The 25244-nt window shown below is 43.6% G+C and carries 19 protein-coding genes, 1 tRNA gene, 1 other RNA gene and 1 pseudogene; 20 read left to right on the top strand and 2 right to left on the bottom strand.

Annotated features, from left to right (window positions below; translation table 11 throughout):
- Nucleotides 1–2: 2 nt before the first annotated feature.
- The 3 genes from ACXAFV_RS04815 (at nt 3) to ACXAFV_RS04825 (ending at nt 4870) form a co-directional block, all read left to right on the top strand.
- Nucleotides 3–374: a response regulator transcription factor gene (locus ACXAFV_RS04815; RefSeq protein ID WP_475124820.1), complete on the top strand. Its 372-nt coding sequence runs from the start codon at nt 3–5 to the stop codon at nt 372–374.
- Nucleotides 361–3222, top strand: coding sequence for an ATP-binding protein (locus tag ACXAFV_RS04820; protein WP_475124822.1), 2862 nt, complete (start codon nt 361–363; stop codon nt 3220–3222). Before ACXAFV_RS04815 ends, ACXAFV_RS04820 begins: the two co-directional genes overlap by 14 nt.
- A gap of 718 nt (nt 3223–3940) precedes the next feature.
- Complete coding sequence (locus ACXAFV_RS04825; protein ID WP_475124824.1) at nt 3941–4870, top strand: DUF6454 family protein; 930 nt, start codon at nt 3941–3943, stop codon at nt 4868–4870.
- Nucleotides 4871–5122: 252 nt separating this feature from the next.
- Here the strand turns inward: ACXAFV_RS04825 and clpP are convergent.
- Nucleotides 5123–5722, bottom strand: a pseudogene (gene clpP / locus ACXAFV_RS04830) (ATP-dependent Clp endopeptidase proteolytic subunit ClpP); the annotation flags it as partial.
- A 238-nt stretch (nt 5723–5960) separates the two neighbouring features.
- Here clpP and ACXAFV_RS04835 point away from each other — a divergent pair.
- From ACXAFV_RS04835 to ssrA, 15 genes are all read left to right on the top strand, one after another.
- A tRNA-Arg gene (locus ACXAFV_RS04835) sits at nt 5961–6032 on the top strand.
- Between the two features lie 214 nt (nt 6033–6246).
- On the top strand, nt 6247–6666 hold the full coding sequence (locus tag ACXAFV_RS04840) for a GNAT family N-acetyltransferase (RefSeq protein WP_475124826.1): 420 nt from the start codon (nt 6247–6249) through the stop codon (nt 6664–6666).
- A gap of 211 nt (nt 6667–6877) precedes the next feature.
- On the top strand, nt 6878–8200 hold the full coding sequence (rpoN, locus tag ACXAFV_RS04845) for an RNA polymerase factor sigma-54 (protein WP_475124828.1): 1323 nt from the start codon (nt 6878–6880) through the stop codon (nt 8198–8200).
- Nucleotides 8201–8540: 340 nt separating this feature from the next.
- Entirely contained in the window at nt 8541–8786 is a 246-nt protein-coding gene (locus ACXAFV_RS04850; RefSeq protein WP_475124829.1) for a glutaredoxin family protein, read from the top strand.
- Between the two features lie 240 nt (nt 8787–9026).
- The gene (locus tag ACXAFV_RS04855) at nt 9027–10049 is read left to right on the top strand and encodes a sugar-binding transcriptional regulator (RefSeq protein ID WP_475124831.1); all 1023 of its coding nucleotides are present in this window, start codon (nt 9027–9029) and stop codon (nt 10047–10049) included.
- A 57-nt stretch (nt 10050–10106) separates the two neighbouring features.
- Nucleotides 10107–11114, top strand: coding sequence for a type I glyceraldehyde-3-phosphate dehydrogenase (gene gap / locus ACXAFV_RS04860; protein WP_475124832.1), 1008 nt, complete (start codon nt 10107–10109; stop codon nt 11112–11114).
- A gap of 179 nt (nt 11115–11293) precedes the next feature.
- Nucleotides 11294–12478, top strand: a complete 1185-nt coding sequence (locus ACXAFV_RS04865; RefSeq protein WP_475124834.1) for a phosphoglycerate kinase — start codon at nt 11294–11296, stop codon at nt 12476–12478.
- Between the two features lie 41 nt (nt 12479–12519).
- Nucleotides 12520–13281 (top strand): triose-phosphate isomerase, encoded by a 762-nt coding sequence (gene tpiA / locus ACXAFV_RS04870; protein ID WP_475124836.1) that lies wholly within the window; start codon nt 12520–12522, stop codon nt 13279–13281.
- On the top strand, nt 13274–14809 hold the full coding sequence (gene gpmI / locus ACXAFV_RS04875; RefSeq protein ID WP_475124838.1) for a 2,3-bisphosphoglycerate-independent phosphoglycerate mutase: 1536 nt from the start codon (nt 13274–13276) through the stop codon (nt 14807–14809). The genes tpiA and gpmI overlap by 8 nt, the downstream gene beginning before the upstream one ends.
- Nucleotides 14810–15040: 231 nt before the next feature.
- Nucleotides 15041–16333, top strand: a complete 1293-nt coding sequence (gene eno / locus ACXAFV_RS04880; RefSeq protein ID WP_475124840.1) for a phosphopyruvate hydratase — start codon at nt 15041–15043, stop codon at nt 16331–16333.
- Between the two features lie 617 nt (nt 16334–16950).
- Complete coding sequence (gene secG, locus ACXAFV_RS04885) at nt 16951–17178, top strand: preprotein translocase subunit SecG (protein WP_341985205.1); 228 nt, start codon at nt 16951–16953, stop codon at nt 17176–17178.
- A 427-nt stretch (nt 17179–17605) separates the two neighbouring features.
- Nucleotides 17606–18352 (top strand): alpha/beta hydrolase, encoded by a 747-nt coding sequence (locus tag ACXAFV_RS04890; protein ID WP_475124842.1) that lies wholly within the window; start codon nt 17606–17608, stop codon nt 18350–18352.
- Nucleotides 18353–18379: 27 nt separating this feature from the next.
- Nucleotides 18380–20707, top strand: coding sequence for a ribonuclease R (gene rnr, locus ACXAFV_RS04895; RefSeq protein WP_475124844.1), 2328 nt, complete (start codon nt 18380–18382; stop codon nt 20705–20707).
- 180 nt (nt 20708–20887) lie between these two features.
- On the top strand, nt 20888–21358 hold the full coding sequence (gene smpB / locus ACXAFV_RS04900; protein ID WP_475124846.1) for an SsrA-binding protein SmpB: 471 nt from the start codon (nt 20888–20890) through the stop codon (nt 21356–21358).
- 158 nt (nt 21359–21516) lie between these two features.
- Nucleotides 21517–21857: a transfer-messenger RNA gene (gene ssrA / locus ACXAFV_RS04905) on the top strand.
- A gap of 404 nt (nt 21858–22261) precedes the next feature.
- On the opposite strand, the gene ACXAFV_RS04910 is transcribed toward ssrA, so the two are convergent.
- The gene (locus ACXAFV_RS04910) at nt 22262–23830 is read right to left on the bottom strand and encodes an alkaline phosphatase family protein (RefSeq protein ID WP_475124848.1); all 1569 of its coding nucleotides are present in this window, start codon (nt 23828–23830) and stop codon (nt 22262–22264) included.
- Nucleotides 23831–24098: 268 nt separating this feature from the next.
- Between ACXAFV_RS04910 and ACXAFV_RS04915 the strand changes: the two genes are divergently transcribed.
- On the top strand, nt 24099–24482 hold the full coding sequence (locus ACXAFV_RS04915) for a cupredoxin domain-containing protein (protein WP_475124849.1): 384 nt from the start codon (nt 24099–24101) through the stop codon (nt 24480–24482).
- A gap of 201 nt (nt 24483–24683) precedes the next feature.
- Nucleotides 24684–25244 (top strand): hypothetical protein, encoded by a 561-nt coding sequence (locus ACXAFV_RS04920; RefSeq protein WP_475124851.1) that lies wholly within the window; start codon nt 24684–24686, stop codon nt 25242–25244.

Below are 25244 nucleotides of genomic sequence, written 5' to 3' on the forward strand. Positions count from 1 at the left end.
CCATGGCGAAGATCTTAATTGCCGAGGATGAAGAAGTATTGAGGATGCTTGTGGTAGATACGCTGGAGGATGAAGGTCATGAGCTTGATGAAGCATCGGATGGCCAGGAAGCCATCACAAGCATCATGGAAAATGACTATGACCTGATCCTTCTCGACTATATGATGCCTTTATATACAGGCCTTGAAGTCATTGAAAAAGTACGGAGCATCCCGGAGAAAAAAGACGTGAAAATCATGATGGTATCGGCAAAAAGCCAGCAAGCGGATAAGGAACGAGTCATGCAGTCCGGTGCCGATTATTTCATTGCAAAACCTTACAGCCCGATGGAGTTAGTACAGCGAATCGAGGGCATTTTGAATGAAGAGAATTAGGGAGTTCTTCCAAACGAGTCTGCGGAATCAGTTCATCGGTGTAATGAGCAGTTTCATACTGATCTTTCTGGCCGGTGCTGCGTGTTTATTCTTATACGATCAGTACATTACGAGTGAATATCAGGAACTAAGAAGTAAGCTTGATGAAAAAGAAGGGGTAGCAGAACGTCTCAATAAGGAGTTTAATCAGGCTTTCTTTGACGCACGCGGTTATATCGCATTCGGCAGAGTTGAATTTAAAGAGAGCATTTATCGTCAGGAAATAGAAGTGGAGAATGCTATTGAAAAATTAAGGACGATTGCGACAGAACCCGAGGATCAAAAATTTACAAAAGATGTAGAAGAATTCTCTTCTTACTATTTTCAGCAAGTTGTCGCAAATGCGATATTCAATTATGAAAACGGCGATATAGAAGCTGTCATGAAGGCTTCGGCTGACGGGGCGACTGCTTCCATCGATACCTTCCAGAATCAGTTGAACAGATATGTCACTCAGATTGAACAACAGAGCGATGAAGCATATCAAGAAGTTCAGACAAAGGAATCCATCAGCCAAGGTGCATTCGTTCTCTTCATCTTCCTGATGCTCCTGGTATTGATGAGGATCATGAGGATCCTTGCCAAGCAGATTGGATCACCCCTCACTCAAGTGGCAACTGCAGCTGAGAGAATTGCAGAAGACGAATCGTACCGGCGCTGGTCCTTTGAAAACAATCGCAAAGATGAGATCGGGAAGGTGTCACGCGCGTTTGAAAAAATGATCCATAGAATCCAGTTGAAGGAAGAGGATTTGCTTGCTCATAATGAAGAGCTGGTTGCCCAGCAGGATGAGCTTGAGTCACAGCAATCCAAGCTTGAACATTTACTCAATGATGCCAATATCCGTGAGGAACAGCTGGAGCGGCGCAATGATTTCATCAATGGGATTTCACATTCCCTCAATAAACAGGAAGTACTGGACAGTATCGTACAAACGATGTGCGGAGTCCTGGGCGCATCCCGGGGCATGATTGTCCTGTTGGATGAGCATAAGTCCCATGCTGCCTTTGGGATTTCTGAGAAGGGCGCGAATCAATTCCTGGGCTATATGTACAATGGTTTACACCAGCGTCTGTTTGAACAAAAGGAACCTTTCTCCATTAAGCGTGAATTGGTGGATTCAGAAAAGGGCTATCATGAAGAGATTTCATATTCCTATGATCTCTTTATCCCCGTCCTATCGTTGGAAAAAGAAGTGGAAGCCATCATGGTCTTCAGCCGCTTTGGACAAGATTTCAGCCCAGAAGAGATCGAAGAGTATAGAAGCCTAAGCAAACAAATTTCGATTTCCCTGCAAAAGATTCACCTTTTCGAAGAATCGGAAAAAGACCGCCATATGAATCAGGACATCCTGAATAATATCCAGGAAGGGATTCAGCTCGTTGATAACATAGGAAACAGCCTGTTGATGAACACGAAATTATCGAAAATCATTAAAGGCGAACTATGCACTCTTCAGCAGGCTCATTATGAGGAGTGGAAGCAGGCCCTTCTGAGTCAGGTAGAAAATAAAAAAGGACTCAACAAATATTATGAAATGGTCATCGAAGCAGGAAAAGCCGGCAGGCATCTTCATACGTACCACCTTGAGGATGGCCGGACGGTCTATCAGGTATACTCGGAATCCCTATATCGCGGGGATGAGAAAGTAGGGACCATCTTCGTTCACAGGGATATCACAAAAGAATTCGAAGTGGATCAGATGAAATCGGAATTCGTCTCAACCGTCAGCCATGAACTTCGCACCCCGCTGTCGAGTGTCCTCGGCTTCACTGAATTAATGCTGACCAAAGACTTAAAGCCAGAAAGAACGAAGAAGTATCTGACAACGATCTATCAGGAAGCGAAACGATTGACGTCTCTTATCAATGATTTTCTAGATGTCCAGAGAATGGAATCCGGCAGGCAGACCTTTGATAAACGGTACGAAGATATCATCCCAATCATACAAAATGTCATCAGTACCCAGAAAGTCAATGCACCGGATCATACATTCACCATTGAGAAAGAAACGGATTGTACGATGGTACTTGGCGATAAAGATAAATTATCTCAAGCCTTTACGAACCTGATCAGCAACGCCATCAAGTATTCTCCTGATGGAGGGAATATCACCGCACGGGTTTATGAAAAACAAGATAAGGTGTTCATCAATATCATCGATGAAGGCCTGGGAATCCCGGACGATGCATTCCCGAAATTGTTCACAAAGTTCTATCGGGTCGATAATTCAGACCGCAGAAGAATAGGTGGAACAGGATTAGGCCTGACGATCGTGAAGGAAATTATCGAAAACCATGACGGCAGTATCAGAGTAGCCTCTGAAATTGGGAAAGGAAGCACATTCACCATCAGCCTGCCGATGGTGACCCTGCAAACCTTTAAGGAAGAAGAGAGCAGCGGGGACGGAATGACGATCACTGTCATAGAAGATGATATCAACCTGGCTTCTTTACTGACCACAGAACTTTCAGGCAGCGGATTCCAAGTGCAGCACGCCAAAACCGGGGAAAGTGCGATTGAAAAAATCAATAAGCACAAGCCAAATGCGGTCGTCCTGGATATCATGCTGGAAGGAAGCATGACAGGATGGGATGTTCTCGAAGCCCTTAAGGCAAATGAAGAGTTGTGCGACATTCCAATCATCATTTCATCCGCACTTGATGAAAAAGAAAAGGGAATCACACTCGGCGCAGTCGACTATCTCGTGAAACCCTATCATCCAAGTGAACTATCAAAAACCATCCTCCACCTGTTACTGAAACAAGGGAGAAATGGGGAAGTGCTCATCCCGTTTAAAAAAGAATAAAAATTGAAGACCATTTTTGAAGGCCCGTCCCAGAATGCGTTAACGTATCAACGCATCGAGGGACGGGCCTTTGGTGTTTATGGAAGCCTCTTTTCGCATAGATTGTTGCTATTTTGACCATCCTTATAAGAGGTGATAAAATACTCAGATAATGCCTTTATTTTTTCTCATAGTTCAGATGATAACTGCAATTGTCATAAGCCAAAAACAGGAATGCTTTAATTTATATGATTGAAATTCCTTGTAAAAATCATCGAGAGTAGCTTCACCTCTACTAATTCTATGTTGATTAGTACAAGCAAAAGTTTTAATATTATTATCCTTTAAAATTTGTAATGTATCTCTACTGAACGAATATGGAAATAAATCTTTTGGATGTATAAAGTGTCCATTGCCATAGTTCCATCACGGTCAACAAAAACTGCTTCAATATTCATTGGTATGGTATTCCCCCTTTTATTCCATATTCAACTTTCCTTCCCGTTCGCTGAATAAGCCTCTCTTTACGTAATACCATAAAAAGTAAATTATTCCTTGTTCTAATTAAAAGCAACAATTTTTACGAAAAGAGTCTTGTGAATTATTTAAAGCTGATGTAATTTCTGTGTAAAATCTTTGTAGGAATCTATCGTTCCTTCTAATTTGCTTTTAAAATGCTAGTGAAAAGGGATAATGCCAAATTATTTCTTTATCACAGATAGTCATTAGGAGGAATCGTATGAGAAACGTAATGGCATTACTTACAGGTGTTTTGTTCATCAGTATGATATCAACGGCAGTAGTTGCGGAAGATAATCAGAATTTGGAAGGTTCATTCAAAGAGCTTTCACGCAATACTGAATGGAAAAAAACAGATCGGATTGAGCTTCAATTCGATGCCTATCATCCTCAAGGAATGACAAAGGTCGGGGATACATACTATATGTCTTCTGTAGAAATCCTTGAAAAACCCGAGAAATATGAGACTCCTGAAAATGGATATGACCGGTCTGCCGGGAAAGGTATCGGCCACTTATTCATTTTCGATGAGCAGGGGAAATTATTGAAAGATATTAAGCTGGGCGAAGCTGATATGTATCACCCGGGCGGAATTGATTTTGATGGGGAAAATATTTGGGTCCCTGTTGCAGAATATCGTCCAGATAGTGAGTCGATTGTCTATAAAGTTGATACAGATACACTTGAAAGCAAAGAAGCATTTCGTGTGAATGACCATATCGGCGGCGTCGTTCATGACGATAAAACGGGGAAAAATCTCGGTGTCAGCTGGGGATCCCGTGAATTCTATGAATGGGGAAAACAGGGTAAAGGGTTGAAGAAAGAAAAGAATGACAGCCACTTCATCGATTATCAAGACTGTGAGAATGCAGGCGGAGGGAAAATGATTTGCAGTGGTATTGCCGAATTGAACAATCCGGCATCCGAAACAGGAAAATACGAACTTGGCGGTTTAGCGCTGCTGGATATGAAAGACTTTTCTGTTGAACATGAAGTCCCTCTTGCTGAGTTTTCTTCCCAAGGGCATGTCATCACTCGTAATCCAGTCTTTTTAGAAGAATCTGATGGCAGGCTTCAACTTTTTGCTGTACCTGATGATGATGACGAAGCGTCGCTTGTCATTTATGAGACAGGTATAGATGAGGAATAAACAGGGTCATTCGCTATTGAGGAACCTCACTTAAACTCAGACAAGTTCATCACATCATCATTCTGAAAAATGATCTCGTAGTTGCTGCGGGGTCATTTTTTTGAAAGGGATTTTCTCGTAACAAGTATTCGTTGTTGTAGACAGTCTAAATAGTCTACAGTATTAATACGAAAAGCAACAATCTATTAGAAAACAGCCTTATGAAAAAACCCCGACGGCATTAACCGTCGGGGCAGTCTCTCAATAAGAGAATTATTTATTGTTCATTTCGTTGCGAGTGATGATGCGGTCGATCAATCCGTATTCAAGTGCACGTTCAGCAGTCATGAAATTGTCTCGGTCCGTATCTTTTGAGATCACTTCAAGCGGCTGCCCAGTACGGTCTGCAAGGATTTGGTTCAGTTTTTCGCGAAGGAATAGAATACGCTTCGCAGCGATTTCGATTTCCGTCGCCTGACCTTGTGCTCCGCCAAGTGGCTGGTGAATCATCACTTCTGCATTTGGAAGTGCAAGACGTTTACCCTTTGCACCTGCAGCAAGAAGGAATGCACCCATAGAAGCAGCCATACCGATACAAATCGTTTGTACATCAGGCTTTATGTACTGGATTGTATCGTAAATCGCCATTCCGGCCGTAATGCTTCCGCCAGGGGAATTGATGTAGATGGAGATATCCTTCTCAGGGTTTTCAGACTCCAAGAAAAGAAGTTGTGCTACAATAGAGTTCGCCACATTATCATCGATGCCGCTTCCAAGCATGATGACACGGTCTTTTAACAGACGCGAATAAATGTCGTACGCACGCTCACCGCGGTTTGTTTGTTCAATAACTGTAGGAATTAAGTTCATCCTTCGTTCCTCCTTAGATACGCATTTTTCTTTTTAATAAATACATATTCACTTTGTACTGTAATCATACACTGTTGGTCAATAAAGGTCAAACCTAACGCATCAGTGAATCATACACTATGTAATCCTTTCTACATCATACCCATCCATTCCTTTTTTAAACAGAGAAAACGTATTGCAATCCTCAAAAAAGTAACTTATAATATACTTTCGTACGATAGTTTTTCAAAATCCTATACATGCCCTCGTGGTGCAACGGATAGCACGTAAGATTCCGGTTCTTAAAATGGGGGTTCGATTCCCTCCGAGGGCGTACGATGAAGCGTCTCAACTCTGAAAAAGTGTTGAGACGCTTTTTTATGTACGAACTATCATTTTTATCACGCTTCTTTGGTTAAAAAACATTTCCATTGTACGGTTAACCATTTAACATAGATATAAGTCTGCATAATATGGACTAACTTCGGAATTTGTATGAAATCGAATCTATTTATGGACATAAATATCAATCAGGAGTGGTGTGAATCATGGAGTATGAGTTTGTCGAAAAATTGACCGATGATCAGATTCAATGCCTGCATCAGTTATTTCAAGCGGAATGGTGGACGGCAGACCGTGAGTTAGACGATATCAAAGTCATGGTGGAAAACTCAGATGTGATTCTAGGAATCTGCCAACCAGAAACGAATGAACTTATTGCTTTTACAAGGGTCCTTACAGATTATACATATAAGGCATTGATCCTCGATGTCGTTGTGAAAAGAGAGCATAGGGGTAAACAATTGGGAAAAATATTGTTTGATAGAGTGGTCGAACATCCTTCGATAAAGAGGGTCAAACATATTGAACTATATTGTAAACCAGAGATGCTCGCATTCTATCAACGCTGGGGATTCTCTGAGGAATTGGGAGAACTGCACTTTATGAGGATGACAAGGGGTTCTTAGTTCACTGTCAGAATGGTACATATAGTTGGTGTTTTTGAGAAACCTTCAAGATGCAATGGAGCCTTCCACGTGTCCTTCTACTAATCTTGCAGACAACCATACATCTTTCCCCCTTCACCCTCATAAAATGAAGGTGAAGAAACCGTTACCAAACAATTCCCATTAACGAAAGCCCCATTTTCATGTAAAATGAAGGGAGGAGGTTAGAAGGATGAATTTGAACACAGGATTATGGCAAAAACAACAAATGAAACTTCAAATGACACAGCAGCTTTCTCAAGCCATCACCATCCTCCAATATTCCACAATGGAACTGAATGCTTTCCTTGAAACGAAGGCATTGGAGAATCCCCTCATACAATTAGAAGACCCCGTTATGGACATACCCAATCGAGGAGAGTCTTATCAATATAAAGGCAAAGACGCGATAGATTTCACAGAGTTTCTATCAGTCTCGAAGAAAACGCTTGAGGAACATCTTTTTCTTCAATTAAATTTGAAATCGCTTTCTAATGTTGACTTGAAAGTCATGAAAGACCTGTTTTACAGCTTGGATGATAACGGCTATTTGCGAATCGAGACAGAAGACTTCCTGTCCCGGAACAACCTGCAACCGTTTCAGCTGGAACACTATATCGGCAAGCTGCAGGAATTGGAACCTGCAGGAATCGGAGCGTGCTCCCTTCAAGAATGCATTTCCCTTCAATTAAGGCGCAAGGATTCCACGGAATTGGCCCTGGCGATAGTGGAGGGGCATTTCGATGATTTTGCCGCGAAAAGGTGGAAGGGAATCGCGAAAGAATTGAATGTGGAACTGAAAGACATCCAGAAAGCCGCTGATCTCATCCAGCAATGCAATCCGCGTCCGGGCGCCATTTACAGCGATGGACCTTCTCATTACATCGCCCCGGAATTAATGGTGAAAGTAATGGACGAAAAGGAAGTCACCGTCTCATTATTTGACGGTACGACAGTTAAAGTGATCTATAATGACGAATATAAGGATTTTCTTGAGCATCACCCTGATAAGGAAGTCGGGAGCTACCTTCGGGAGAAAGAACAGGAATTTCAGTGGCTGCTTCAAAGCTTACAGCAGCGCAAACAGACGATTCTAAAAGTGGGAAAATTGATTGTTGAAAAGCAGAGACCTTTCTTCCTGGAAGGACCAGCCGGCCTGCAGCCCCTGACGTTAAAAGAAGTAGCGGAAGAAGCCGGTGTCCATGAATCAACGATCAGCCGTGCTGTGAAAGGGAAGTATATGCAAACGCCATATGGTATCTTTGAAATGAAATACTTCTTCAGTGCTGCCATCAAATCGGCCCATTCAGAAGACAGCGGAGCCGCTTCTTCCACGACGATCAAAAATGAAATCCAGCGCCTTGTGAACGAAGAAGATAAGAAAAAACCGCTGTCTGATCAGAAAATCGTCAATATGTTAATTGATAAAGGTTACGACGTTTCGCGCCGGACCATCGCAAAATACCGCGATCAGCTCGGGATATCTTCTTCAACGATGAGGAAGCGGTATGAATAGAGCTGGGAAGCATCACGGTTAGCGGCCGAATTGTGGGATTCAGACCAACCCGAGGTATTGCGGACAATTTTTTCTGGAATACCGACGAAAAATAGAATTTACAAACATTTTCTCGGGTTTACCACCAATAATTAATGAGTTACCAACAATTTTCGATTACTTACCGACAATTCTACATCATCCGACAAATTTCGCCGAATTGGTCACATGCCCATACCATTTCCAACGAACCAGCATATATAGTACTATCGGTTGTACCAGGTACAAACATCCTGAATTGTACCAGGTACAACTCACACTATACACTCGGCCCATAATCACTTAACGGAGGACCAGCCCAATGAACCCAGTCATCTTCTACACAAGAAACCAATGCCATCTATGCACCGACGCCAAACTAAACCTGAAACTCGTCCAGGACGATTTGAAGTTCGACATCATTGAAAAGGATATCGACCAAAGCGATGAGTTGACGGAACGTTTCGGTTTGATGATTCCTGTGGTGGAATACGATGGAGAAATCATTCAATACGGGCAAATTGACTATTTTACACTTAGCAAGCGTTTACATGAAAAAACTCAGTAGTTTCTAGTTGAATTACGATTTCCACCCTGATAGAATGAACGTTGAAAGCAGGGATGAATTTTTTTTGGAGGTAGTGGGACATAATATGTCTATGCGGGACTTTTTTAGTCCAACGGCATGATTCTGCAAAAGTACAGAACAGCCTTCCGCAATGCAGCGTGCAGTGTTTAAATGCGTGATACTTGTGGAACTACATTTGCGAAAGGCAGTCACTCACTTCCATGTAAGGAGCTTTTACCGATGGAATCCATTATTGATATACAAAAGCGATTATTACCAGACCTGCTTGAAGTTATGCAAAAAAGGCATCAAATTCTCCGTTCGATTCAATTCTTACAGCCGGTCGGCCGCAGGAGTCTCGCGCAGAACCTGGGACTGACGGAACGGGTGCTTAGAAGTGAAGTGGAATTCCTGAAGAATCAGGATCTCATTTCGATCAAAACGTCCGGGATGATCATGACCGAGGATGGCATGAAGCTGCTGGATAAAATCGAAAACATGATGAGAGAGATTTCGGGAATCAATGAAATGGAGAAAAAATTACAGTCTTTACTCAATCTTAATGAAATTGTCATCGTTCCTGGGAATAGTGATGAGTCTCCTTGGGTAAAAGAAGAATTGGGGCGTGCGTCAGCTTTTAGTATGAAACAGCGCCTTGAGGGGAATAATATCATCGCTGTGACTGGCGGTTCGACCATGGCGGCTGTAGCAGAAATGCTTACACCCGACTTTTCCGGGTCCGATACCTTGTTTGTTCCTGCGCGGGGCGGAATCGGGGAAGATGTAAAGAACCAGGCCAACACGATCTGCGCGAAGATGGCAGAGCATACAGGGATGCGGCATCGCGTTTTGTATGTTCCCGATCAGGTTAGTAAAGAAGTTTACAAGTCCTTTTTAAAAGAACCAATGATTAAAGAGGTCTTAAATTTAATTCAGTCAGCAAACATGGTTCTTCATGGAATTGGAGATGCTATTACAATGGCAGAAAGACGGAAGACGTCGCCGGCCGATTTTGAAAAAATCACCGCCGGGCACGCTGTCGGTGAAGCATTCGGTTATTATTTCAATGAGTCGGGGGAAGTGGTACATAAAGTGCCGACCATTGGACTCCAGCTTGAAGACCTGAAGAACATTGAACATGTATTTGCCGTAGCTGGCGGCAGCTCGAAGGCGAAAGCGATTCGGGCATATCTGAACAGTGCTCCCTCTTCAACGATCTTGATCACAGATGAAGGAGCAGCGAGAGAGCTTTTAAAAGGCTGATGGCCTTTTGAAATATAAAAAATCATCCTTACAAACACTAAAGGAGGAAATAGTATTATGGCAACTAAAATTGGTATTAACGGATTTGGACGTATCGGACGTAACGTTTTCCGTGCAGCACTTAAAAACGATAACGTAGAGGTAGTGGCAGTTAACGACTTAACTGATGCAAACATGCTTGCTCACCTTTTACAATATGACACAGTTCACGGAACTCTTGAAGAGAAAGTAACTGTAGACGGTGACACTCTTATCATCGGCGATAAAAAGGTAAAAGTACTGGCTGAGCGCGATCCTGCTCAACTTGGCTGGGGAGATCTTGGTGTAGAAGTGGTAGTAGAATCCACTGGACGTTTCACGAAGCGTGCGGACGCTGCTAAACACATCGAAGCAGGTGCGAAGAAAGTCATCATCTCTGCTCCAGCAACAGATGAAGACATCACGATCGTTATGGGTGTTAACGAAGACAAATACGATGCAGGAAGCCACGATGTTATCTCTAACGCTTCTTGTACTACAAACTGCTTAGCGCCATTCGCGAAAGTATTGAACGAAAAGTTCGGCATCAAGCGTGGAATGATGACAACGATCCACTCTTACACAAACGATCAGCAAATCTTAGACTTACCACATAAAGACTACCGTCGTGCTCGTGCGGCAGCTGAAAACATGATCCCGACAACTACGGGTGCTGCTAAAGCTGTATCACTGGTACTTCCTGAATTAAAAGGTAAACTGAACGGTGGAGCAGTACGTGTTCCAACTCCAAACGTTTCTCTAGTAGACTTAGTGGCTGAGCTTGACAAGAACGTAACAGCTGAAGAAGTAAATGCAGCGTTCAAAGAAGCAGCTGAAGGCGACCTTAAAGGAATCCTTGCATACAGCGAAGAGCCATTAGTATCAACTGACTACAACGGAGCTCCTGCTTCTTCTACAATCGATGCATTATCAACGATGGTGCTTGAAGACAGCATGGTGAAAGTCATCTCTTGGTATGACAACGAGAGCGGATACTCTAACCGTGTCGTTGACCTTGTTGGTTACATCGCTTCTAAAGGTCTTTAATCCGTCATTGACAAAATTGACATTATAAAAAGGGTGAGGATGGATAAATTCTGTCCCACCATCTATAATGGAAAGGGATGAAGGGGAGCGGGGAAGATTCCCCACTCCCCTTTTCTCATTGCTATTACTGAAAATTTCTTTTCGCTTTTGAAAAGAAAAACAAAAGGAGGCCTTTTACGATGAATAAGAAATCAATCAAAGATGTTGATGTAAAAGGGAAACGCGTATTTTGCCGAGTGGACTTCAACGTACCGATGTCAGAAGGCAAAATCACTGATGAAACCCGCATCCAAGCTGCACTTCCAACAATCAAGTATTTAGTAGAAGGCGGCGCAAAAGTCATCCTGGCGAGTCACTTGGGACGTCCTAAGGGTGAAGTAGTAGAAGAACTTCGTTTGACTCCGGTAGCAGAAAGACTTTCCGAGTTACTTGGTAAAAACGTTGCAAAAGCAGACGAAGCATATGGGGAAAACGTACAATCAAAAATCAGCGAAATGGCTGACGGTGATGTACTCGTTCTTGAAAACGTGCGTTTCTACGCAGGTGAAACGAAGAATGACCCTGAACTTGCAAAAGAATTCGCGGCACTTGCCGATCTTTACGTAAATGACGCATTCGGTGCAGCCCACCGCGCTCACGCTTCAACTGAAGGGGTGGCAAAACACCTTCCGGCTGTCGCAGGACTTTTAATGGAGAAAGAGCTTGAAGTATTAGGCAAAGCTTTATCCTCTCCAGAGCGTCCGTTCACGGCCATCATCGGTGGAGCGAAAGTGAAAGACAAAATCGGTGTTATCGATAACCTTCTAGATAAAGTGGACAACCTGATCATCGGAGGCGGACTTGCTTACACATTCGTGAAAGCGCAAGGCCACGAGGTTGGAAAATCCCTTTTAGAAGAAGATAAAATCGATCTTGCAAAGCAATTCATGAAAAAAGCTGAAGAAAAAGGCGTTAACTTCCTTATGCCTGTCGATGTAGTCGTTGCTGATGACTTCTCAAACGACGCAAATACGAAAGAAGTAGATATCGAATCTATTCCATCTGATTGGGAAGCACTTGATATCGGTCCTAAGACAAGAGAATTATTCCAAGCGACAATCAAGGATTCCAAGCTTGTCATCTGGAACGGACCTATGGGTGTATTCGAATTGGACACATTTGCAAACGGAACAAAAGCCGTAGCTGAGGCGTTGGCCGATGCGACAGATACATATTCTGTCATCGGCGGCGGTGACTCTGCAGCAGCTGTCGAAAAGTTCGGCTATGCTGACAAGATGAGTCATATTTCTACAGGAGGAGGCGCATCCCTTGAGTTCATGGAAGGTAAAGAACTTCCAGGTGTTGTGGCCCTTAACGACAAGTAATTCAGCATTTTAAATATGGTAGCTAAGAAAGGATGAGCAGTATGCGCAAGCCGATCATTGCAGGTAACTGGAAAATGCATAAGACTGCATCAGAAGCAAAGACTTTTACAGAAGAAGTAAAAGGATTGGTTCCTGACACAGACAAAGTTGACTCTGTCATCTGTGCACCAGCCCTATTTTTAGAAAACCTGGTTGAACAGACAAAAGAGAGCAAGGTTTCAATCGGAGCTCAAAACATGCACTTTGAAGAAAGCGGAGCCTTCACTGGCGAAGTAAGTCCGGTGGCACTTGCTGACATCGGTGTGGAATATGTGATCATCGGTCACTCCGAGCGACGTGAAATGTTCAATGAAACAGATGATTCTGTCAACAAAAAGACGTTGGCTGCATTCAAACACAACCTTACTCCGATCGTGTGTGTCGGTGAAACATTGGAACAGCGTGAAAACAACGAGACGAAAGATCTTGTGGGAGCTCAAGTGAAACAAGCACTTACTGGCCTTACAGAAGATCAAGTCAAGCAAACAGTCATCGCCTATGAACCAATCTGGGCTATCGGAACAGGCAAATCTTCCACAGCAGAAGATGCCAACGAAGTTTGCGCTCACATCCGTCAAGTCGTGGCAAGTGAATTCTCACAAGCTGCAGCTGACTCTGTACGCGTACAATACGGCGGAAGTGTAAAACCGAACAACATCAAGGAATACATGGCTCAATCTGATATCGATGGTGCTCTGGTAGGCGGTGCAAGCTTGGAACCTCAATCGTTCCTGCAACTACTGGAGGCAGGTTCACATGAGTAAATCACCAACAGCTTTAATCATCTTAGATGGCTTTGCATGCCGTAACACAAAAGAAGGGAACGCTGTTGCACAAGCGAACAAACCGAACTTTGACCGTCTTTGGAACAAGTACCCTCATAACCAGCTGACAGCGAGCGGCGAAGCGGTAGGGCTGCCTGAAGGACAAATGGGGAACTCCGAAGTGGGCCACTTGAATATTGGGGCCGGCCGTATTGTGTACCAAAGTCTTACTCGTGTGAATTTGGCGATCCGCGAAGGTGAATTCGAAACGAATGCAACCTTCCTCGATGCCATCAACCATGTGAAAACAAAAGGGACAGACCTTCATGTCTTTGGTCTCCTCTCAGATGGCGGGGTACACAGCCACATCGAGCATTTATATGCACTCCTTGGCTTAGCAGCACAGGAAGGCGTGGAAAATGTCTATGTCCATGCGTTCCTTGATGGACGTGATGTGGGACCTCAGACAGCACCAAAATACATTGAAGAAGCTGAAGCGAAGATGAAGGAAATCGGCGTCGGTCAATTTGCCACGATTTCCGGACGCTACTATTCAATGGATCGCGACAAGCGCTGGGAACGTGTAGAAAAGTCTTACCGTGCCATGGTGTACGGTGAAGGACCTGATTACACAGATCCAATGCAGCTGATCAATGATTCATATGAAAAAGGAATCTACGACGAATTCGTCCTTCCTTCTGTCATCACAAAAGAAAATGGAGAGCCGGTAGGAACGATCAAGGATGACGATGCTGTTATTTTCTATAACTTCCGCCCTGACCGCGCCATCCAGATTTCAAATACATTCACGAACGTAGATTTCCGTGATTTCGTTCGCGGTGAAAAGCATCCGAAGAACCTTCACTTTGTGTGCCTGACAAAGTTCAGCGAAACGGTTGACGGCTTCGTTGCCTTCAAACCGACGAACCTGGATAACACACTCGGTGAAGTACTGTCTCAAAACGGCTTGAAGCAGCTCCGCATTGCCGAAACGGAAAAATATCCTCACGTCACGTTCTTCATGAGCGGCGGCCGTGAGAATGAATTCCCAGGGGAAAAGCGGATCCTGATCGATTCTCCTAAAGTTGCAACATACGACCTGCAGCCGGAGATGAGTGCATACGAAGTGACAGATGCGCTGCTTGCCGAAATCGAAGCAGACAATCACGACGCGATCATCCTGAACTTCGCCAACCCTGATATGGTTGGCCACTCCGGAATGCTTGAGCCGACGATTAAGGCAGTCGAAACAGTCGATGAGTGCCTTGGCAAAATCATCGACCTGATCGAGAAAAAAGGCGGAACAGCCATCATCACAGCCGATCACGGAAACGCTGACGAAGTGATCACAGAAGAAGGCAATCCAATGACCGCCCACACAACGAACCCGGTTCCAGTCATCGTGACAAAAGAAGGAATCGAACTGCGTGACGGCGGTATCCTTGGAGATCTTGCTCCAACGATGCTGGATCTTCTGAATGTTGATCAACCGAAGGAAATGACCGGGAAATCATTGATTAAAAAGTAAGTTCGCAGGACTTATACAGAACTTAGTAAGGGTTATTGGGTTAATACCCAGAGTTGATTGGAGCGGAAGGCACTCGACTCCTGCGGGATATGCGGGACAGGTGAGACCCCGCAGGCGAAGCCGAGGAGGCTCACCGCCCGCCCCGCGGAAAGCGAGTGCCTGCAGCGGAAATCAACGGCCCTTTTTAGAAGAGTATGATAAAAAACCTAACTATAAAGGAGAGTTATTTTTATGCCATTCATTACAGACGTATACGCACGTGAAGTACTAGATTCACGCGGAAACCCAACAATCGAAGTAGAAGTTTACACTCAATCAGGCGCTTTCGGACGCGCACTTGTTCCATCCGGTGCATCTACTGGTGAATACGAAGCAGTAGAACTACGCGACGGCGACAAAGGCCGCTACCTTGGTAAAGGTGTAGAAAAAGCTGTAGATAACGTAAACAACGAAATCGCTGAAGAGATCATCGGTTTTGACGTAACTGAGCAAGTGGCGATCGACCAAGCAATGATCGCGCTTGATGGTACAGAAAACAAAGGTAAATTAGGTGCTAACGCAATCCTTGGTGTATCCATGGCTGTTGCCCGTGCAGCTGCTGACTTCTTCGGAGTGGAATTATACCAATACCTTGGCGGATTCAACTCTAAGCAGCTTCCAGTTCCAATGATGAACATCGTTAACGGCGGAGAGCACGCTGACAACAACGTTGATATCCAGGAATTCATGATCATGCCTGTAGGAGCTCCTACTTTCAAAGAAGGACTTCGCATGGGTACTGAAATCTTCCACAGCCTGAAATCAGTTCTTAAGTCTAAAGGCTACAACACAGCTGTAGGGGACGAAGGCGGATTCGCTCCAAACCTTAAGTCTAACGAAGAAGCTCTATCTACAATCATCGAAGCAATCGAAAATGCAGGCTACAAGCCAGGAGAAGAAGTTCTTCTTGCAATGGACGTAGCTGCATCTGAAATCTTCAACAAAGAAGACGGCAAATACCACCTTTCTGGTGAAGGCGTAGTTCGTACTTCAGCTGAAATGGTTGACTGGTATGCTGAAATGTGTGAGAAATATCCAATCATCTCAATCGAAGATGGTCTTGACGAAAACGATTGGGAAGGTCATAAACTTCTGACTGACCGCATCGGTAACAAAGTTCAGCTTGTTGGAGACGACTTATTCGTTACAAACACAAACAAGCTTTCTCAAGGTATCGAACAAGGCGTTGGTAACTCAATCCTGATCAAGGTTAACCAAATCGGTACACTTACTGAAACATTCGACGCGATCGAAATGGCGAAGCGCGCAGGCTACACTGCAGTTATCTCTCACCGCTCTGGTGAAACAGAAGACAGCACAATCGCTGACATCGCAGTAGCGACAAACGCTGGTCAAATCAAGACAGGTGCACCATCACGTACAGACCGTGTAGCGAAATACAACCAATTACTTCGCATCGAAGACCAATTGGCACACACTGCACAATACCTTGGTGTGAACACATTCTATAACGTTAAGCGCTAATTGATTTGAGATTAGTGATAGGAAGCAGCCCCGTTTGGTGACGGGGCTGTTTTTTTGGTGTTTAGGTGTCGTGTGGCATCTGCTGCCGGACTGAGCGCTCGGTCGGCGAGGGTGAGAGACTTATCAGCGGCAGAATAAGTAGTTTTTCATCGGAATGCATTCGTTTTCCCTGTTTTTTATTAAAATAGACAAATTAGTCTTTTAAAAAAGCTGCCGGGAGGCAAAACAGCGGTGGTTTATTGATGGGATATCCTTTCGAAGAGGGTTTTCATGCCACTTTTTCAACTTTTCAATCCACTTTTCGGATTTACATTCCACTTTTTAAAAATACGTTCCGGTTTTCTAAAATACGTGCAACTTTTCATTTTTATGAGCCACTTAGAATCATTCTAATCTGCCGGCACAGTACAGTACCGTACCCAATGCTTAAAACCTTAATTAGTCTGTTTTGGCTGCCCTGGTTCCATTTTATATAGGGATTCATCCTGGCCCGGAATAGGATCAGTCTCTGCCCAATCACCAACACTTTCCACAATTATGCGAATATTACCTTGTCCGTACCATATCCCTATGGTAAACTAATAATGTTGTAATGTTCGTATCAGGAGGTGGGACTCATGCACGCTTTATTAGTCACTTTACTTATCATTGATTCAATCGCACTTATCGCTATTGTTTTACTTCAATCAGGTAAGAGTGCTGGACTTTCAGGGGCCATCTCTGGTGGTGCAGAACAGCTTTTTGGTAAACAGAAGGCACGTGGTATCGACTTAGTACTTCACAGAATCACAATTGTGTTATCTGTTTTATTCTTTGTTCTAACAACTGCAATCGTAGCTTTATAATACAAAACCTGATCTCTCATAGGGTCAGGTTTTTTTATTTTTGGCTTGTAACCTGTTAAACGATTGATAGCAGAATGGGCTAATCTTTTGAATGGTGTTCAGTTTAAGGCTCACGGGTCACCCGCGGAAAGCAAAGTCTTGCACGGAAATCAACAGCGAAAATATAAAACGAAATATTGGATTATAACCACCATCTTTGCTAAAAATAAAGGGTAAACCATTTAAACGATCGTTTAACATGACGAGCCCATACGTACCAAGGGTTCCCTAATTTTAATCAAACGTTTGTTTAAAAAATATAAGCAAAATCCCATTACATAAACAATCTATTTAAACAACCGTTTAAACCAATAAAGCCCGAAGCGTCAGGCTTTTACAGTTTTAATCAAACGTTTGTTTAAATTCAGAAGAAAAGGAGTTCTTATAAATGAAGACCGTTTTACCAAAACCATTTACATTCGAAGCCGGTCCGAGAGCCGTACTTCTGCTGCATGGATTCACAGGAAACTCGGCGGATGTGAGAATGCTCGGCCGCTACCTCGAGAAGAAAGGCTACTCGTCACATGCACCGCATTACAAAGGACATGGAGTCCCGCCAGAAGAATTGGTCCACACAGGCCCTGAAGATTGGTGGCAGGATGTCATGAATGGATATCAGCATCTGAAGGATAAAGGCTACGATGAAATTGCGGTGGCAGGACTTTCTTTAGGTGGGGTATTTTCCTTGAAATTAGGTTACACTGTACCTGTAAAGGGTATTGTACCAATGTGCGCGCCTATGTATATAAAAAGTGAAGAAGTCATGTATAAAGGGGTAGTGGAATACGCCCGCGAGTTTAAAAAATTTGAAGGAAAACAGGAAGATCAAATTGAAAAAGAAATAGAAGAGTTCAAGAAAACACCGATGAACACATTGAAGGCTCTTCAGGAACTGATTGCCGATGTACGTGAAAATGTCGACATGATCTACTCGCCGACGTTTGTCGTGCAGGCAAGAAACGATCACATGATCAACACAGACTCGGCGAACATCATTTATGATAACGTTGAATCTGATGTGAAGGACCTGAAATGGTACGAAGAATCTGGCCATGTGATTACATTAGATAAGGAAAAAGAACAGCTTCATGAAGATGTTCACAGTTTCTTGGAAAAATTAGATTGGACTGTTTAATGAATAGTAAGAGCAGGAGGGATTGTCATGGACGAAAATATTAAAGAGCATGTGGATAAACTCCTTTCCTACATGAAAGAAGAGGCCTATAAACCGCTGACGGTACAGGAGCTTGAAGAAGCATTCGGGATTGAAGGCTCGACCAACTTCAAGGATTTTGTAAAGGCGCTCGTGGTCATGGAGGAAAAGGGGCTAGTGGTACGTACCCGCAGCAACCGCTATGGTCTGCCAGAAAAAATGAATCTAGTAAGAGGAAAGGTATCCGCCCATGCAAAAGGGTTTGCTTTCGTCATACCTGAAGAATCAGGTCTGGATGATATCTTCATCCCTCCGAATGAAACGAACAACGCGATGCATGGGGACATCGTACTTGTCCGCGTATCATCCAATACGTCAGGGTCGAGACGAGAAGGAACGGTTGTACGCATCGTGGAACGGGGCGTCGACCAAATCGTCGGAACGTTTACTCAGAGTAAGCATTTCGGATTTGTCATCCCGGATGATAAAAAGTTTGCAAGCGACATCTTTATTCCGAAGTCTGCCCAAAAGGGAGCGATCGAAGGGCATAAAGTCGTTGTGAAATTGACGTCGTATCCTGAAGGACGCAAGAGTGCTGAAGGGGAAGTTGTCGAAATCCTCGGCCATAAAAATGATCCCGGGGTCGATATCCTTTCGATCATCCATAAGCACGGTATCACGGTCGATTTCCCTGAGGAAGTGATGGAACAGGCAAATAAGGTTCCGGATACGATCGATGAATCCGAGATTCCGAATAGAAGGGACCTTCGTGATCAAACCATCGTAACAATTGACGGAGCGGACGCGAAAGACCTGGATGACGCAGTAACGGTGACAAAGCTCGACAACGGCAATTACAAGCTGGGTGTACATATCGCTGACGTAACCTACTATGTAAAAGAAAGCTCTCCGATTGATGAGGAAGCGTTTGACAGAGGAACTAGTGTGTACTTGGTTGACCGGGTGATCCCGATGATTCCGCATCGCCTGTCGAACGGAATTTGTTCATTGAATCCGCAGGTGGATCGTCTGACGCTTTCCTGTGATATGGAAATCTCGCCTGAGGGGGATGTCGTCAAACACGAAATCTTCCAGAGCGTGATTAAGACAACGGAAAGAATGACTTACTCCGATGTAAATAAGATTCTTGTCGATAAAGACGAGCAGCTTCGTAAACATTACGAGCCGCTTGTGCCGATGTTCGAACAGATGGAAGACCTTGCTCAGATCCTCCGTACAAAACGCATGAAGCGCGGCGCCATCGACTTTGATTTTAAAGAAGCAAAAGTACTTGTCGATGATGAAGGTGAACCGACGGATGTGGTTCTCCGTGAACGTTCTGTTGCTGAAAAACTGATTGAAGAATTTATGCTTGTTGCCAACGAAACGGTGGCGGAGCATTTCCATTGGATGGAAGTGCCGTTCATTTATCGTATCCATGAAGACCCGAAAGAAGACAAGCTGCAGCGCTTCTTCGAGTTCATCACGAACTTCGGATTGATTGTAAAAGGGACAGCCAATTCCGTACACCCGCGTGCCCTTCAGGAAATCATTGAAGATGTACAGGGTAAATCGGAGGAAATGGTTGTATCCACGATGATGCTTCGTTCGATGCAACAGGCGAAATACGATCCGGAAAGCCTGGGTCACTTCGGACTGGCGACAGAGTTCTATACTCATTTCACATCACCGATCCGCCGTTATCCTGACTTGATCGTTCACCGCCTGATCAGGACGTATCTGATTGAAGGGAAGATCGATCAGTCAACACGTGAAAAATGGGGAGCGCAAATGGGTAATATCGCTCAGCATACCTCAAGCCGTGAACGCCGAGCAGTAGATGCAGAACGTGAAACGGACGAACTGAAAAAAGCGGAGTACATGGAAGACAAGGTCGGGGAAGAATACGACGGCATCATTTCTTCCGTCACAAACTTTGGTTTGTTCGTCGAACTGCCGAACACGATCGAGGGTCTTGTCCACGTAAGTTACATGACAGACGATTACTACCGCTTTGACGAACGTCACCTCGCCATGATCGGTGAGCGGACAGGGAATGTATTCCGAATCGGTGACGAAATCACGATCCGCGTCGTCAGCGTCAACAAAGACGAACGCGCCATCGACTTCGAAATCGTCGGTATGAAAAACAACCGCCGGGACCGCGGTACAGAAGTGCGATCCAGCCGTCCAGACAGCGGAAAAGGAAAATCCCCTTCCCGCAAAAAAGAAGACGGAGAATGGTCAACCCGACCGCCAAAAAACAACAAAAAGAAAAAGAAAAACAAAAAACACTACGAAAACGCCCCAAAAAGCAAACGTAAAAAGAAGAAGTAGGTTGTTTTCTAAAATGAGTTTTGCTTTTTGATTTAATTAGAAGGGAAAAATGATTTCAAGCGGTTTTTAAGAGGGGAGCAATCGGTTTTCACCGTTGCTCCTTTCCTTTTTATACAAATCTTCACCAAAATATGAGATAATAATAAACACACTCGACAGAAAGAGAAAAGAGGGGATCATATGCCAAAGGGAGAAGGCAAACTCATTGCCCAAAATAAAAAAGCACGCCATGACTACTCGGTAGAAGAAACATACGAAGCGGGACTCGTGCTGCAAGGTACCGAAATCAAAGCCATCCGTGCCGGACGCGTGAATCTGAAGGATTCCTTCGCCCGAATCCGAAACGGTGAAGTATTCGTTCACAACATGCACATCAGTCCATATGAGCAGGGTAACCGTTACAACCATGAACCGCTGAGAACACGTAAACTTCTGCTTCATCGCTCGCAAATCAACAAATTAATCGGTGAATCGAAAGAAGCAGGCTATTCAATCGTTCCGCTTAAGCTCTATATCAAAAATGGTGTAGCGAAACTGTTGATTGGCCTGGCGCGAGGTAAGAAGAAGTATGATAAACGCGAAGATCTAAAGCGCAAAGAAGCAAATCGTTCCATCCAAAGAGAACTGGCACACAGACAAAAAGGAATGTAAGAATACTGATTTCCGGAATCTTACAATTGCATTCTGCTGTAGATTTGTTATAATAATAAATGTCGCGAGGTAATCAAGCGGCTGTAAGAACAATTGAATAAGTGACTTACACGCTGAACTTATTCTTTCCCGTTCTTCCCTTTCTAATATGGGGACGTTACGGATTCGACAGGGATAGTTCGAGCTTGGGTCGCGAGCCGTAGGGATCGTCTACGTTAAAACGTCAAAGCCAATAATAACTGGCAAAACTAACAACAACTTAGCTTTAGCTGCGTAATAGCGCTTTAGCTGTTCCTCCCTCCATCGCCTATGTGGTAGGGTAAGGGACTCACTCTTAGTAGGCTACGCCGGAGTCCACCGTCTGAGGACAAAGGAAGAGACCAATCAGACTAGCTGCACGGACGCCCGTCGATAGGCAGAAGCTGCAGTGAACTTGCGAATATATCGACTACGCTCGTAGACGCTTAAGTGGCGATGTTTCTGGACGTGGGTTCGATTAGTTAATAGTCGCCTTATGTGGCAACACATAAGTGAAAATTTGGCTTTATCGGTGAAACCTAAGTCACACACAGTGTGATAAGGCAATGCCGAGCGGTATGTGGAGCAATCCAACAGCCGTGTATCGACTTATAGGCTGCCAAGCTTTGGCAGTACTAGGATGCGGGATCCTATCTGACAACAGATAAATCTATATTTCGCATAATACGCCAAAGGACCTCTACTACAGGTTCAAGATATAGTCAGTGCCATGTCGAAAGCATGGAAGTGCACGTCCCACCGTCTCCACCAAATACATATTTGGTGGTTTTTTATTTTTCCGACAAAATCACGCTTAAAATAGTAATATTTTGCGTCAATATTTGAATAAAAGCCATGCTTGTATACAGCAAGCATGGCTTTCTTTTATCTTTGGATAATCTCCATAATCCAGTCCTTTAAATCAACGATTCTTAAGTTCTCAATGCTTTTATCTGTTCCTGCCACGATGAGTGGAACCGTTGAGTCCACCTTATGCATCGAGCCATGGGCACCTCCGCCGGAATGCTCCGGTGAACTTTCTCCTATGAATTCATATCCTGGTTTGGCATCCGTGATAAGAAAGCGGCCATTTTGTGATTCTGCTGCTCCATATAGCCTTGCTAAAGCATCGGGATAATTTACGAAGTTGATTTTATTCTCTTCAATTTTCATATCAAGGATATCATTGTTTCCTTTTACGGACCATGACTGATGATATTGGTCCATATAGGGGCCCCCTGGTTGAAATGACAGTTCTCCCTGATGATCAGGGGAAATAACTTTAATACCTTCGTTGTCCTTCCATGCTATCCAAGAAATACGTGACTCTTTTTGTAGTTTTTTCGCCATTTGCCGCAGCTGAATGTCCTTTTTAAGAATATAAAGATACGCCATCCGTTCATTTGCGGTGATAACAATTTCGTCTTTAGCCCGGACAGCTTCGCCCAGCTCCAATATATTGTATTCAGATAGTTCTTTTCTTAGGTCTATGAGAGCTTCTTTTTTATTTGATTTCACTGTGGACTGGTTGCTGTCACCCATAATAACCCACACGATGTCATTGAGTGCATCGTTCCAATCAGGGAAGCTGTTCAGAACATTTTGGAGCTGTTTATCTGTATCTTCTATCCCCTTAATCGATGAAGGACCTTTTCTGTGTACCGTATAATCATTTTCCGGTAAGTACAGGATTGTAAAGGAAGGCAGCGTGTTGTTCTTAAGAAGGTAGGTCAACTCCTCGGCTGCAAAAGTATCATTCAGGCCAATCCGATTGACGATATGATTGTTTTCCTGATTCACCTTTGAAAACAATCCTAATGACAGCGTTTCAGGGCCCTTCGTTTGTATTTCATCAGGAAGTTTGGTCACTGCCGAAATGAAGCCGGGAACCTTCAGAGTGTGAGGATAATTTCCGCGGTAAATCAACGCGTTTATAGAAGCAGTCTTAAAGCCTGCATTGTCCAGGTCTTCATGTATGGTTGTTACATTGCTGCTCAAGTCTTGATTGTTATAGGAATAAAGTCCATTTCTTGCAAAATCGGAAACGCCAAGCTTTAAGATTTCAAAAAATCCATTTCCATAGGTTATGATTCGTTTTTCTTCATCATCAAACCAGACAAGTCCTGGAATTTTATGCTGATCTGGATAAGTGCCTGTTATTAAAGAACTGTCTATCGTGACCGACATGGTCGGATACGAACTTACCAGGTCAGTGCTGTACTGGCCGTTCTTTTTTAAAAATTCCAGTGCGGGAGCTTTACCTTCCTCAATTGCCTTGTTCAGCGATTTATCCATTAAAGAGTCAATGACGAGGACAATCACTTTCGGATGGGACTGGCTGCCGGTTTGCAGAGGAACCGGTATCTTGGTATCGAGGGGAGAGACCTGGCTCCTGCCTGTACACCCGATAGCAAAAATAAGAAAAGAAAAAATGATTACGAAACGTTTTATCATGGCTTCATCCCCAGTAATGGTTTGTTTCTTACCTTTTAGTATGAACAGATGAATTAAATTAATGAGTTATAAAAATTAATGGGGGAGGGTACTGTTCTATGGTTATTGAGTAAAGTTTTAAAAGGTCAGAAATAATTCCTGATATGCTTGACGATCTTGACCGTTATCAATAGACATCGGTTGGCATAAGGGGACAGTCCGGCCGATATTTATTGGATAATTTCATATGAATTAGAAAAAATACTGCTTAGAAAGGAGGTAATTTCGAATGTCTGTGAAAAAGGTAACAGGATTGTTTGTGGTACTTGCAATGTTCATGGTGACAACGATTGGGGCACTTAGCGTATTTGCGGAATCGGGTGCGGTAACTCAGCCTGTGGAAACGGAGAAACCGATGGAGATCGAGCTGAAGGATGATTCCTTTAATCCGAAAGTCATCACGATCCCAAATGGAACAAGCACAACGTTGATATTGAAAAACAAAGGTGTGAAAGAGCACACGTTCACAGTGGAAAAGCTCGGAGTAGACGCGGAGGTCCAGCCTGGAAAAGAAAAAACCATTACCGTGAACCCGAAACAGCCCGGTACATATGAACTGATATGCCGGTACCATTTCCAGGAAGGAATGGTTGGGAAAGTAATAGTCAAATAAAAGCGGGCCAATATCGGCTTGCTTTTTATTTTGGCCAAGGAAATCCACTTATATTACCGTGCCGTCAAGCTGGATTTCCTCCACAAAAGGACATTCTTTTTTACAGGGTATTGATGTTTGGTTTATTCATAGTAGTTCCATCTCTAATAAATGATAAATATCATGTAAGATAACCAATACCATTTAGAAAGAGGGGGAAAAGTGAGTTTTTTTAAACCTATCTCTGATGACGTTCGTTCATCTCAAATTATTTTCAATAAACATACAAAAACGATGAAGTTCAGTTTGGTATCTCTTTTTGCTTGTATTGCTGCTATCCTGCAGGCTGCAGGCGGATTTTTACCGGGTATAGGGTATCTGATAAGCCCACTTGCCACTGCACCTATTCTGTTAAGTACCATGTATTCCATTCCATTTGGAGTAATGTCGTACTTCCTGACAATTATGTTGTTATTCATCCTGCAGCCGACTGAACTTATTGTATTCCCTTTTACAACAGGGTTGTTGGGACTTGGTATAGGGGGCTCTTTTTCCTTTTATAAGAAGAGATTAAGTATCATTGTAACAGGTGCAATTTTTTTAATGACCGGGATTATGAGTCTGTTAGTTATTTTTCATTTTCCTGTTTTAGGTCCAGCGTTCCCAGCTTCCTTTTCATTTCTCACAATCGGGAGTATCTTTTTATTTGCTTTCTTTTACAGTTGGTTATGGGTTCAAATTGCTTTACTAATTTTTAAAAGAATAAAAGTGATTATCCTTTAG

It is taken from the genome of Rossellomorea sp. ABR4_012, assembly GCF_056159545.1.